The organism is Streptomyces sp. cg35 (assembly GCF_050410835.1).
Lineage (GTDB): Bacteria > Actinomycetota > Actinomycetes > Streptomycetales > Streptomycetaceae > Streptomyces.
In genome coordinates this window covers 2,716,077-2,729,032 of record NZ_CP191268.1, presented here as the reverse complement: position 1 = coordinate 2,729,032, position 12,956 = coordinate 2,716,077, and the positions used below count along the sequence as shown (strand labels likewise).

The following is a 12,956-nucleotide window of genomic DNA, read 5'->3' as shown; positions in this document are numbered from 1 at the left end:
ACAAGGGGTCGATTTGATGGCTGATGCGCCACAACCTCTTGTTCGATCGTTGAACGATCACCTAGGGTCCGTGCATCCCCCACGGAAGCGGACCATCCGTTTCCGTGCCCCTCCCCGTGCCCTCGTCCTGAAGAAGGCGGCCGCATGATCGTGCTTCTCGGCGTGCTCGTGGTGATCCTCGGATTCGTCACGCGCCGCAATCCCGTCCTGGTGGTCGGCGTCGCCGGTATCGTCACCGGACTGCTCGGCAAGATGAACCCGCAGGAGATCCTCGCCGCCTTCGGCAAGGCGTTCGCCGACAGCCGGTCCGTCACCGTCTTCGCCATCGTGCTGCCGGTGATCGGCCTCCTGGAGCGCTACGGCCTGCGCGAGCAGGCCCGCACCCTCATCGGGAAGCTCGGCAAGCTCAGCGCCGGCCGCTTCCTCACCGTCTACCTGCTGGTCCGCCAGGTCACCGCCGCCTTCGGGCTCAACAACCTCGGCGGCCCCGCGCAGACCGTGCGCCCGCTCGTCGCGCCCATGGCCGAGGCCGCCGCCGAACGCACCGCCGGGGCGAAACTCCCCGACAAGCTGCGCGAGAAGGTCCGCTCCTACTCCGCCTCCGCCGACACCGTCGGTCTCTTCTTCGGTGAGGACTGCTTCATCGCGATCGGCTCCATCCTGCTGATCACCGGCTTCGTGAACTCCACGTACCACCAGGAACTCGAACCCACCCAACTCGCGCTGTGGGCCGTGCCGTTGGCCGTCTGCGCCTTCGTCATCCACGGCGCCCGGCTGCTCCTGCTCGACAAGAAGCTGGAGCGCGAGATGGCGCTCGCCGCCGCCGAGCACGACCTGCCGCTGCCGCAGCAGACGCCGGGACAGTCCCGTGAGGAGTCCGCCAAGTGATCAAGGTCGAGTGGCTCTACTGGCTCATCGGTCTCGTCTTCGTCGTCATGGCCGCGCAGATGGCCATGGACCGCAGCAACCCCAAGCGCTGGACGTCCGCGGCGTTCTGGGGACTGCTCGGACTGACCTTCCCCTACGGCACCGGCGTCGTCGAGGGCGGCGCGAGCTGGACCCTGCCCGCCGAACCGCTCGGCGTCGCCGTCCTCGCGCTGATCGTGCTCGCCGGGTTCAACTTCATCGGCAAGGGCGTGCCCGTCACGACGACGGGGGAGCAGCGCGAGGCCTCGGCGGCCCGGCTCGGCAACAAGCTCTTCGTCCCGGCGCTGACGATCCCGCTCGTCGCCATCGTCTGCGCGTCCTTCCTCGACGAGTCGGGGCTGTTCGAGACCGGCAAGGCCACGCTCATCGGGCTCGGGCTCGGCTGCATCGTGGCGCTGGCCGTCGGCATGCTCGTGACCGGCGAGCGCAAGGTGTCAGTCCCGGTCCACTCCGGCCGCTCGATGCTGGAGGCGATGGGCTCGGCGCTCCTGCTGCCCCAGCTCCTCTCCGTGCTCGGCTCGATCTTCGCGGTCGCCGGGGTCGGCACCCAGGTCGGCAAGATCGTCAACGACGTCCTGCCGGACAACTCCACGTACTTCGCCGTGGTCGCGTACTGCGTCGGCATGTTCCTGTTCACCGTGATCATGGGCAACGCGTTCGCGGCGTTCCCCGTGATGACGGCGGCGATCGGCTGGCCGGTCCTCATCCAGCAGATGCACGGCAACGAGGCCGGGGTGCTCGCGATCGGCATGCTCGCCGGGTTCGCCGGCACGCTCTGCACGCCCATGGCGGCCAACTTCAACATCGTTCCGGCGTCGCTGCTCGAACTGAAGGACCAGTACGGGCCGATCAAGGCCCAGCTGCCGACGGCGCTCGCGCTGCTCGTCTGCAACATCGTGATCATGGCGCTCTTCGCCGTCTAGCCCTCCAGGAGGTTTGTCGATGACCCGGGTCCTGCTCACCGGATTCGAACCGTTCGGCGGGGAGTCCGTGAACCCGTCGTGGCAGGCGGCCGAGCTGGTCGCCGCGGCGCCGCCGGAGGGCCTCGACGTGCGGGCCGTCCAGCTCCCCTGCGTCTTCGGGGAGTCGCTCACCGCGCTGCGGGCCGCCGTCGAGGAGGTGCGGCCCGAACTGGTGGTGTGCCTCGGGCAGGCGGGTGGACGTCCCGGTGTCACGGTCGAACGGGTCGCTCTGAACGTCGACGACGCGCGCATCCCCGACAACGCCGGGGCCCAGCCGATCGACGAGGCCGTGGTGGCCGGCGGGCCCGCCGCGTACTTCTCTTCCCTGCCGGTGAAGGCGTGTGTCGCGGCGATGCGTTCCGCCGGGGTTCCGGCGGCGCTCTCCAACACCGCCGGCACCTTCGTCTGCAACCACGTCGCGTACGGCCTCGCGCATCTGCTGGCGACCGAACTCCCGGGCGTCCGGGGCGGGTTCGTCCATGTGCCCTGGGCCCCGGAGCAGGTACCGGACGGCTCGGCGCCGTCCGTCCCCGCCGGGTTGGTGGCCTCCGGGCTCGGCGCGATGCTGGTTGCCGCCGCGTCCACCCGGGACGACCTGAGGGTGACGGAGGGCGCGACCCACTAGGCGCCGTCGGGGTACCGCCTCTCCGCCGTTCGCGGGTTTCGTCGTGGCTGGTCGCGCAGTTCCCCGCGCCCCTGGAGCATGCGGCTTCGCCGCTGCTCCCTCGATGAGATGCCGCACGCAGTGCGTGCATCTCAGGGGCGCGGGGAACTGCGCGACCAGCCCCCACCGGAGCCGCACCCACCCACTCACCCCGAAAGGTCACCCCATGCTCACCCCGGAGGAAACCGCCAAGCTGGCCGCGGCCAACGTGACCCGCGAGTTTCCCAACTTCCCCGCCCACCTGGTCACTTCCCCCACCGAGGACACCCGCCCCCGCACCCTCCACCCCGCCTTCTACGGCGCCTACGACTGGCACTCGTCCGTCCACATGCACTGGCTGCTCGTACGGACCCTGCCGGACCTCCCGCCCGCCGCCTCGGCGACGTACACCGGCATCCTCGACCGGCACCTCACCACCGCCCACCTCGGCACCGAGGCCGCCTACCTCCTGGACCGCCCGGGCTTCGAGCGGCCCTACGGCTGGGCCTGGCTGGTCGCGCTCGCCGCCGAGTGCCGGGACACCCCGTGGGGCGACGCGTTCGGGCCCGCCGTCGACGCCGTCGAGCGGCTCCTCGCCGGGTGGCTGCCGAAGGCCACGTATCCCGTGCGCCACGGCATCCACACCAACAGCGCCTTCGCCCTCGGCCTGATCCTGGACAGCGCCGAGCGCGCCGGGCTCACGGCCCGCACCGCCGACGCCGTACGGGACCGGCTGCACACCTGGTTCGCCGACGACCACGACGCCCCCGCCCACTGGGAACCCTCGGGGCAGGACTTCCTGTCGCCCGCGCTGACGGAGGCCGACGCGATGCGCCGCGTCCTGGCCCCGGACGCGTTCGCCGGCTGGCTCGACCGGTTCCTGCCCGCCCTGCGCACCGGCGCGCCCTGCGCCCTGCTCGACGTGCCCGTCGTCTCCGACCACGCCGACCCGCAGATCGGCCATCTGCTCGGCCTCGCCCTCTCCCGCGCCGCCGCGCTCCGCTCCATCGCGGGCGCCCTGCCCGCCGGACCGGTCCGCGACCGGCTGACGGCGGCGGCCGCCGCGCACCTCGCCGCCGGTCTCCCGGCCGTCGACCGCGGCGACTTCACCACGGACCACTGGCTGGCCACCTTCGCGGAACTCGCACGCCGGGCATGAACCGGCCGTGAACGCAATGAACGCAAGTACGCGCGATCGTTGCGCGTTACACCCTTGTCACCCGGCGCCGCGGTCCTCCATCGTGGCGCCTCATGGGACGAGAGCAATGGAAGAAAGTCCTGGTCGGATCGGCCGGGAACATGGTCGAGTGGTTCGACTGGTTCGTGTACGCGAGCTTCGCCACGTACTTCGCGGGGGCCTTCTTCCCCGACGGCAATCCGACCGCGCAGCTCATGAACACCGCCGGCATCTTCGCCGTCGGCTTCTTCATGCGCCCGGTCGGCGGCTGGCTGCTGGGCCGGGTCGGTGACCGCAAGGGCCGCAAGGCGGCACTGACCCTCACCGTCACCCTGATGTCCGCGTCCGCGATCCTCATCGCCGTCGCGCCCACCTACGCCGTCGCCGGGTACGGCGGCGCGGTCGTCCTGCTCCTCGCCCGGCTCCTGCAGGGGCTCTCGGTCGGCGGCGAGTACGCGGCCAGCGCCACCTACCTCACCGAGGCGTCCGACCCGAAGCGGCGCGGCTTCGCCTCCAGCTTCCAGTACGTGTCCATGACCGCGGGCCAGATCGTCGGCCTCGGGCTCCAGATCGTCCTGCAGCGCACCATGTCCGACGACGCCCTGCACAGCTGGGGCTGGCGCATCCCGTTCATCGTCGGCGCCCTCGGCGCGGCCATCATCTTCTACCTGCGCCGCAACATGCTGGAGACCGACGTCTACGAGGAGTCCGCCGACGACGACGCGGGCGTGGGCGGCGACGACAAGGGCACCATGAAGGCCCTTTGGGCGCACAAGCGCGAGGCGTTCCTCGTCATCGCGCTCACCATGGGCGGCACCGTGGCGTACTACACGTACACGACCTACCTCACCAAGTACCTGTCGAACTCGGCCGGGCTGAGCAAGCAGACGGCGACGCTCGTCTCGTTCTGCGCGCTCATCGTCTTCGCCTGTCTGCAGCCGCTCGCCGGAGCGCTCTCCGACCGCATCGGGCGCCGCCCGCTGCTGATCACCTTCGCGGTCGGCTCGACCTTCCTGACCGTGCCGATCATGACGCTGCTCCAGCATGCGGGGTCCTTCTGGCCGGCGCTCGGCCTGTCGCTGCTCGCGCTCGTCGTCGTCACCGGCTACACGTCCATCAACGCGTGCGTGAAGGCCGAGCTCTTCCCGACCGGCATCCGCGCCCTCGGCGTCGCCCTGCCGTACGCCATCGCCAACGCCCTGTTCGGCGGCACCGCCGAGTACGTCGCCCTGTGGTTCAAGAACGGCGGCATCGAGTCCGGCTTCTACTGGTACGTCGCCGGCTGCGCGGCCGTGTCGCTCATCGTGTACCTGACCATGCGCGAGACCCGCGACATCGACCTGAACCGGGTGAAGCCGACGGACGACGCCCTGGAGCCGGTGGCCTGACCAGCGGCCCGAGAGGACGCCTGTTCGCATCGTGAGACCACGGCCCGGGCGCCGCCCGGGCTGTGGCAGACTGCCGCCGTGCTCTCGTTCGCCATGATTATTGGCAGCAGGCGCGCCGGTCCGCAGTGACCGCCTCGTACGACCACGTACGGGCGGACACCGTCGTCCTCGACCCGCGCGCAGACCTCTCGCACCCGCGAGAGGTTTTTCTGTTTCTGGCCCACCCCCAGCCAGGCGGAGAGCGCGAGGGATCATAGATGGACGGTGGAGCCGGTCATTCCGGTAGACCGAGATCCCATACAGGAGCCAGATCAGCATGAGCAGCAGCCCGAGCGAACGTTCCGACGAACTCGACGATTCCTTCCACGTCTTCGACACGACGCTGCGCGACGGCGCGCAGCGCGAGGGCATCAACCTCACCGTCGCGGACAAGCTGACCATCGCACGGCACCTGGACGACTTCGGCGTGGGCTTCATCGAGGGCGGCTGGCCCGGCGCCAACCCCCGCGACACCGAGTTCTTCGCCCGCGCGCAGGAAGAGATCGACTTCCAGCACGCGCAGCTCGTGGCCTTCGGCGCGACCCGCCGCGCCGGCGCGAAAGCGGCGGAGGACCCGCAGGTCAAGGCACTTCTCGACTCCGGCGCACCGGTGATCTGCCTGGTCGCCAAGTCCCATGACCGGCACGTCGAGCTGGCCTTGCGCACGACCCTCGACGAGAACCTGGAGATGGTCCGCGACACCGTCTCCTACCTGGTCGCGCAGGGCCGCCGGGTCTTCGTCGACTGCGAGCACTTCTTCGACGGCTACCGCGCCAACCCCGGGTACGCGAAGCAGGTCGTGAGCACCGCGCACGAGGCGGGCGCCTCGGTCGTCGTACTCTGCGACACCAACGGCGGCATGCTGCCCGCCCAGGTCCAGGCGGTCGTGCACACCGTGCTCGACGACACCGGCGCCCGGCTCGGCATCCACGCCCAGGACGACACGGGCTGCGCCGTCGCCAACACCCTCGCCGCCGTCGACGCGGGCGCGACCCACGTGCAGTGCACGGCCAACGGCTACGGCGAGCGGGTCGGCAACTCCAACCTCTTCCCGGTCGTCGCGGCCCTGGAGCTCAAGTACGGCAAGAAGGTCCTGCCCGACGGCGCGCTGCGCGAGATGACGCGCATCTCGCACGCCATCGCCGAGGTCGTGAACCTCACCCCGTCCACGCACCAGCCCTACGTCGGCGTCTCCGCCTTCGCGCACAAGGCGGGCCTGCACGCCTCCGCGATCAAGGTCGACCCGGACCTGTACCAGCACATCGACCCCGACCTCGTCGGCAACCGCATCCGGATGCTGGTCTCCGACATGGCGGGCCGCGCCTCCATCGAGCTCAAGGGCAAGGAGCTCGGCGTCGACATCTCCGGCGACCGCGAGCTGGTCGGCCGCGTCGTCGAGCGGGTCAAGGAGCGCGAGCTGCGGGGCTACACCTACGAGGCGGCCGACGCCTCCTTCGAGCTCCTGCTGCGCGAGGAGGTCGAGGGCCGCGCCCGCCGCTACTTCCGCGTCGAGTCCTGGCGGGCCATCGTCGAGGACCGCCCCGACGGCACCCACGCCAACGAGGCCACCGTGAAGCTGTGGGCCAAGGGCGAGCGCATCGTCGCCACAGCCGAGGGCAACGGCCCGGTCAACGCCCTCGACCGGGCCCTGCGCGTCGGCCTGGAGCGCATCTACCCGCAGCTCGCCAAGCTGGAGCTGGTCGACTACAAGGTCCGCATCCTGGAGGGCAAGCACGGCACGTCCTCCACGACCCGCGTCCTGATCTCCACGACCGACGGCGCCGGCGAGTGGTCCACGGTGGGCGTCGCCGAGAACGTGATCGCGGCGTCGTGGGGTGCGCTGGAGGACGCGTACACGTACGGTCTGCTCCGCGCCGGTGTGGAACCGGTCGAGTAGTCCTGCCCCTCGGTGCCAGGTCACGGGGCTCCGCCCCGGGCTCCGCTCCTCGATCGCCGGAGGGGCTTGATCCTCCCCTCCGGCGATCGTTCGGCCTACTGCAAGTGCCACTTCTGGTTGGCCGCTCCCGTGCACGACCAGATCTGCGTCAGCGTCCCGTCGGCCGACGAATTCCCGGTCACATCAAGGCACTTGTCCGCCGGAACACTCACCAGGTCACCGGACGGTTCGAGCCGCCACTGCTGCGCACCCGAGCCGTTGCAGTCGTACAGCTGGACCTTCGCCCCGTTCGCCGTCGACCCCCCCGACACGTCCAGGCACTTGCCCCGCGCCCGCACGGTCCCGTCGGCGCGGACCGTCCAGGTCTGATTGGCGGAGCCGGTGTAGCACGTCCAGATCTGCGCGGCCGTCCCGTTGGCCGTCGAACCGTCCTTCACGTCGAGGCACTTGTCGCCCAGACCGTGCAGCGCGCCGGACCTGTCCGCCCCGCCGGCCTGCGTCCCGCTCCACGTGAACGTCGCCGAGGTCTTGCCCGGCAGCGAGTACGTCACGTGCTGGCCGCCCCAGTTGAGGGTGACGTCCTTCGCCGACGAGGCGTCGTTGTAGGCGATGACGGCCTTGGAGCCGTCGGTGTTGCGCCAGGCGACGTTCGGCACGGCGGCCGAACCCGTCGAGGCGATGCGGGACGCCCCGGGCCGGACGAACTTCGTCAGGTGACCCATCGTGTAGTACTCGATGGTGTAGTCGACCTGGCCGGAGCGGCTGTCGCCGTTGTGGACGGTGACGAGGCCGTCGCACGTGCCGCAGCCGCCGTTGTGCGGCCCCCGGTTCTGGTCCACGGCCAGCGACCACTTCGTCACCGACTTCGCCCAGTTACGGGTGTAGTCGATGATGTTCATCATGTCCTCGCGCTGCTGGTTCGCGATCCAGGTGCCGCCGGAGTGCTCGGTCTGGAAGGCGTCCAGCTGCGGGTACTTGGTGTGGATCTCGGTCTGCTTGGCGATGTCGCCGCCGTAGCCGTGCCAGGCGATCCCGCCGAAGTTCGGGTGGCTGCGCACGGCCGCGTCGTCCACGGTCGGCGCGGCGTACGCGTCGTAGGTGTCCCAGTTCCAGTCGTGGGCGAGGACCTTGGTCTTCAGCCCGGCACCCGCCAGCTTCGGCAGCAGCTCGCTCTTGGTGAAGTACGCGAGACCCGAGCCGTTCCAGCTCATCGACGGGTACCCCGAGCAGCACGTCGGCTCGTTCTGCGCGGTGACGTAGTCGATGGGCACGCCCGCGGCCTGGTAGCCCTGGATGTACTTCACGAAGTAGTTCGCGTACGTCCCGTAGTTCTCGGCCTTCAGCCAGCCGCCGTTGAGCTGCCCGCTGTCCTTCATCCAGGCGGGCGCGGTCCACGGCGAGGCCATCACGGTGGCCGCCGGGTTCAGCTGCTTGGCCTGCTTGGTCAGCGGCAGGACGTCGGCCTGGTCGTGGGCGAGGGAGAACTTGGCGAGCGAGGTGTCGCTCTGCCCGGCCGGCACGTCGTCGTAGGTGTAGCCGAAGCGGGCCAGGTCCGAGCCGCCCATCGGGTTGCGGATGAAGGACAGGCCGATGCCGTCCGTCGGCGAGAACAGCTTCCTCATCGTCGCGTCGCGCGTCGCCGCCGACAGGGCGCCGCTGCTGTTCATCAGCCAGGCCGCGGTGTCCGTGAAGGACGCGCCGCCGCCCGTGAACGTCTGGTAGCGGGTGTTCTCGTCGACGGTGATCGCGGTGCCGCCGCCACCGGTGCCCGACTGGAACGACACCGGGGTCTGCTGCTGCAGCCCCCGGGTGACATGGCGGCCGCCGGTGTCGTCGGTCGTGGTGAGCCAGACGGAGACCTGCTCGCCCGCGGCATGCGCCGGGCCGGCGCCGGCTCCGGCGAGTCCTGCGGTGGTCAGGGCCCCGGCCAGCAGCAGTCTGGCCAGGCGCCCGGAGCGTGTGGGGGTGCGCACGAATGCCTCCTGAATCGAGAAGCTGTGTCCCGACAGCCTCAACAGTCAACTCTCATGGCTTAGTTCAAGACGTGAGTTAAAGGGCGTTCCCTGCCGGCGTCAAGACTTCACGTCGCGAACACCCCGACCCGTCATTCACACCCCGACTGGGTTAGCGTCGAGGTATGAGGCCCCTCATAGCGGCCCTCGCCGCTCCGCTGCTCGCCCTCGGCGCGACGCTCACCGTCACGCCCGCCGCCTTCGCCGCGACGGACGTCTCCACCGTCGCGGACGCCCTGGAGAAGAGCCCCGTGTACGTCGATCCGGCCCTCTCCGGATCGCTGACCTCGGCGGACGTCGACGCGCTCGAGAAGAAGATCAAGGACGCCGACAAGCCGGTGATGGTGGCGGTGCTGCCCGCCGACTTCCCCCGGCAGGACCTGTTCACCGACCTCCGCACGAAGACGGGGGTCGTCGGTGTGTACGGGGTCCGGCTCGGCGACGCCTTCGACGCGCGCGCCGATCACCAGGTCATGTCGGCCGACGCCGTTCGCAACCTGACGACGAGTGTCCGCGGCGAACCGGTCGGGCGGCAGCTCGACGACTTCGTCGACGGCGCCGTCCGGACGGCCAAGGGCTCGGCGCCCTCGTCCTGGGGCGCCGCCGGCGGTGACGACGACGGGGTGCCGGTCGGTGCGCTGATCGGCGTCGGCGCGGTCGTCGTGGCCGGCGGCGCGGGCGCGTACGCCCTGGTCCGGCGCAATCGACGCCGGCGCGAGGAGGAACAGCGCCAGGCCCTCGAAAAGCTGCGGGTCGTCGTCGACGAGGACATCACCGCGTTCGGCGAGGAGCTGGACCGGCTCGACTTCCACCCCGCGGAGGCGGGCGCGGACGACGCGATGCGCGCCGACTACGAGCGGGCGCTCGACGCGTACGAGAAGGCCAAGCAGTACATGGCCGAGGCCCGGCGCCCCGAGGACGTACGCGGTGTCACCCAGGCCCTGGAGGACGGCCGCTTCTCCCTCGCCCTGCTGGCCGCCCGCCGCGAGGGCCGCCCGCTGCCGGAGCGCCGCGCGCCCTGCTTCTTCGACCCGCGTCACGGCCCCTCCGTGGCGGACGCCGAGTGGACGCCGCCCGGCGGCGCGCCCCGCGAGGTCCCGGTGTGCGCGGCGGACGCGACCCGGCTGCGCGACGGGGACGAGCCGATGGTGCGCACGGTCGACGCCGGGTCGGGCGAGCGCCGCCCGTACTACGACGCGGGCCCGATGTACGGCCCGTGGGCCGGCGGCTACTTCGGCGGCGGCATCCTGCCCGGCCTGCTCGTCGGCACGCTGCTCGGCTCCATGATGGCGAGCCCCGCGTACGCCGCGGACTACGGCTCCGGGTACGGGGACTTCGGCGCCGACGCCGGGTACGACGGCGGTGACTACTCCGGCGCCGACTTCGACTCCTCGGACTTCGGGGGAGGGTTCGGCGACGGCGGTGGGGGCGACTTCGGGGGCGGCGGCGACTTCGGCGGGGGCGGCGGGGGCGACTTCGGAGGCGGCGGCTTCTGACCCCGGCCGCCGGTCGTGCCCTGATCAGCCGCCTGCGAGCAGGCGCGTGGCGGTCCGGTCGGGCGTCTCGTCGCCGGTGTGCACCGTTCGCGTCGTGACCGGCCCGGCCCCCGGGTCGTCGAGCCAGTGGGCGAGGAAGTCGTGTCCGTCGACGATCCAGGAGCGGCCCTTGTCCGCCGTGCAGCGTTCGCGCAGGACGGCCAGCGCGGTCTCGCGGTCGGCCGAGGGCAGGACGCGGACCACCTCCCGGCAGCGGCTCAGCGCGGTCCGGGCCGTGGCCAGGTGGCGCGGGTCGGTGTAGCTGGTGTGGCCCGCGCCCAGCGCGATCACGGCGTCCGGGTGGTCGGCGACGGCACATGCCACGGCGTGCGCCCGCGCCGGTTCCCACTCGGCCTCCGCCGCGAGCCGCCCGACGGCGGCGATGCGCTCGCGGAGCCGGTCCAGGCTCCAGCCCACCTGCGCGTAGTACCCGTCGGCGACGGCGTCCAGGTCGACGAACGGCCGCCGCGTCCGCGCCGCTATCTCCCGGCCGAGCACGGTCTTGCCGGCGCCGGCCGGTCCGACCAGAACCATCCAGGGCGCCGCCGCGGTGTTCATGGGTCTCCTGGCAGGGTGACCAGCAAGCGGGCGCTGCGCTGGGGTGGTGCCTGCGACCGCAGCATTCCATACGGAGCCGCCGCGGGTGCGGGGTTCAGTGACGCGTGCGCCCCGACTCCAGTTCCTCCGGCCGCACCTTCGGGACGTGCGCCCCCTCCCCGTACATCCACCGGGACAGCGCCACCCGCAGCCGCAGCGCGGACCGCACCCGGCGCCGTACCCCGTGCTCGTCCGTGTCGGGCACGGGGTCCAGGGCCACGGGCTCCTCGTGCTGGGTCAGGTGGTACACCTCGGCCTGCGGCAGGGGCTCGTGGACCTCCACGTACGCGCCGTGGGGGAGCCGCTTGATCACCCCGGTCTCCCGGCCGTGCAGCACCTTGTCCCGGTCCCGCCGCTGGAGCCCCAGGCACACCCGCTTCGTCACGATGAACGCGAGCACCGGCCCGGCGAACAGCGCGATCCGCGCGCACCAGGTGATGGCGTTCACGGAGAGGTGGAAGTGCGTGGCCCACAGGTCGTTGCCGCCGGCCGCCATCGCCACCAGGAACCCCGTCAGCCAGGCCACGCCGAGTGCCGTGCGCACAGGGCGGTTCCGGGGCCGGTCCAGGAGATGGTGCTCGCGGCGGTCGCCGGTGATCCACGCCTCCACGAACGGATACACCCCGATCAGGACCAGCCACAGCGGGAACGCGAGGAACGGGACGAGGATGCCGAGGTTCAGGGTGTGGCCCGCGAACACGATCTCCCACCCGGGCATCACCCGGACCAGCCCCTCCGCGAACCCCAGGTACCAGTCGGGCTGGGCGCCCGTGGAGACCTGGTCGGGGCGGTAGGGCCCGTACACCCAGACCGGGTTGATCGACGCGACGGCCGCGATCACCGCGAGTACACCGAACACGAGGAAGAAGAACCCGCCGGCCTTGGCGACGTACACGGGGAAGAACGGCTGGCCCACGACGTTGCGCTCGGTCTTTCCGGGCCCGGGGAACTGGGTGTGCTTGTGGTAGAAGACGAGGATCAGGTGGGTGACGACGAGCACCGCCATGATCCCCGGCAGCAGCAGGACGTGGATCGAGTAGAAGCGGGCCACGATGTCGTCGCCCGGGAACTCGCCACCGAAGAGGAAGAACGACAGGTACGTCCCGACGACCGGGACGGAGAGCGTCATCCCCTCGATGAGGCGCATGCCCGCCCCGGACAGCAGGTCGTCCGGCAGCGAGTACCCCAGCAGGCCCTCGAACAGGGCGAGGAACATCAGCAGCCAGCCGAACAGCCAGTTCAGCTCCCGGGGCTTGCGGAACGAGCCCGTGAAGAAGTGCCGCATCATGTGGACGAACATCGCCGCGACGAAGATCAGCGCGGCCCAGTGGTGGATCTGCCGGATGAGCAGTCCGCCGCGCACGTCGAAGCTGATGTCGAGCGTCGAGGAGTACGCCTCCGACATCCGGACGCCGTTCAGCGGGACGTAACTGCCGTGGTACTCCACCTCGTTCATGGACGGGTGGAAGAAGAGCGTCAGATAGACACCGGTCAGGATCAGGACGACGAACGTGTAGAGGCAGACCTCGCCCAGCAGGAACGACCAGTGGTCCGGGAAGACCTTCCGCAGGTACTTCCGGCCCAGGCCGTGGATCCCGAGCCGGCCATCGGCCCAGTCGGCCACGCGCTCGCCCGCCCCGGGTGCGCGCGGCCGCTCGACGCGGGTGGTGCTGTCGGACATGACTGCCTCCCGTCGGTGCTCACAGTCGAGACGGCCGGGGAGGGGCGGGATGTGACATCACGGAGGCGCCTTGTGAGCCACGTCACTTGATCCGTGGG

The 12,956-nt window shown here is 70.9% G+C and carries 10 protein-coding genes; 7 read left to right on the top strand and 3 right to left on the bottom strand.

Features of this window, described 5'->3' with window-relative positions:
• Nucleotides 1-144: 144 nt before the first annotated feature.
• The 6 genes from ACQUQD_RS12490 to cimA all read left to right on the top strand — a co-directional run bounded on the left by ACQUQD_RS12490 (nt 145) and on the right by cimA (nt 7,033).
• Nucleotides 145-888, top strand: coding sequence for a DUF969 domain-containing protein (locus ACQUQD_RS12490; RefSeq protein WP_428952125.1), 744 nt, complete (start codon nt 145-147; stop codon nt 886-888).
• On the top strand, nt 885-1,850 hold the full coding sequence (locus tag ACQUQD_RS12485) for a DUF979 domain-containing protein (RefSeq protein ID WP_428952124.1): 966 nt from the start codon (nt 885-887) through the stop codon (nt 1,848-1,850). The genes ACQUQD_RS12490 and ACQUQD_RS12485 overlap by 4 nt, the downstream gene beginning before the upstream one ends.
• 19 nt (nt 1,851-1,869) lie before the next feature.
• The gene (gene pcp / locus ACQUQD_RS12480) at nt 1,870-2,514 is read left to right on the top strand and encodes a pyroglutamyl-peptidase I (protein ID WP_428952123.1); all 645 of its coding nucleotides are present in this window, start codon (nt 1,870-1,872) and stop codon (nt 2,512-2,514) included.
• 205 nt (nt 2,515-2,719) lie between these two features.
• Entirely contained in the window at nt 2,720-3,691 is a 972-nt protein-coding gene (locus tag ACQUQD_RS12475; protein ID WP_428952122.1) for a DUF2891 domain-containing protein, read from the top strand.
• A 92-nt stretch (nt 3,692-3,783) separates the two neighbouring features.
• A complete protein-coding gene (locus tag ACQUQD_RS12470; protein WP_428952121.1) occupies nt 3,784-5,097 on the top strand; it encodes an MFS transporter in 1,314 nt (437 codons plus the stop codon).
• Between the two features lie 316 nt (nt 5,098-5,413).
• On the top strand, nt 5,414-7,033 hold the full coding sequence (gene cimA / locus ACQUQD_RS12465; protein WP_428952120.1) for a citramalate synthase: 1,620 nt from the start codon (nt 5,414-5,416) through the stop codon (nt 7,031-7,033).
• Nucleotides 7,034-7,128: 95 nt separating this feature from the next.
• Here the strand turns inward: cimA and ACQUQD_RS12460 are convergent, their stop codons facing one another.
• Entirely contained in the window at nt 7,129-9,006 is a 1,878-nt protein-coding gene (locus ACQUQD_RS12460; protein WP_428952119.1) for an RICIN domain-containing protein, read from the bottom strand.
• 164 nt (nt 9,007-9,170) lie between these two features.
• Between ACQUQD_RS12460 and ACQUQD_RS12455 the strand changes: the two genes are divergently transcribed.
• Entirely contained in the window at nt 9,171-10,541 is a 1,371-nt protein-coding gene (locus ACQUQD_RS12455) for a hypothetical protein (protein WP_428952118.1), read from the top strand.
• A gap of 24 nt (nt 10,542-10,565) precedes the next feature.
• On the opposite strand, the gene ACQUQD_RS12450 is transcribed toward ACQUQD_RS12455, so the two are convergent.
• Together ACQUQD_RS12450 and qcrB are read right to left on the bottom strand one after the other, a co-directional pair.
• Nucleotides 10,566-11,138, bottom strand: a complete 573-nt coding sequence (locus ACQUQD_RS12450) for a shikimate kinase (protein ID WP_428952117.1) — start codon at nt 11,136-11,138, stop codon at nt 10,566-10,568.
• A 94-nt stretch (nt 11,139-11,232) separates the two neighbouring features.
• Nucleotides 11,233-12,858, bottom strand: a complete 1,626-nt coding sequence (gene qcrB / locus ACQUQD_RS12445; RefSeq protein ID WP_428952116.1) for a cytochrome bc1 complex cytochrome b subunit — start codon at nt 12,856-12,858, stop codon at nt 11,233-11,235.
• Nucleotides 12,859-12,956 lie beyond the last annotated feature (98 nt).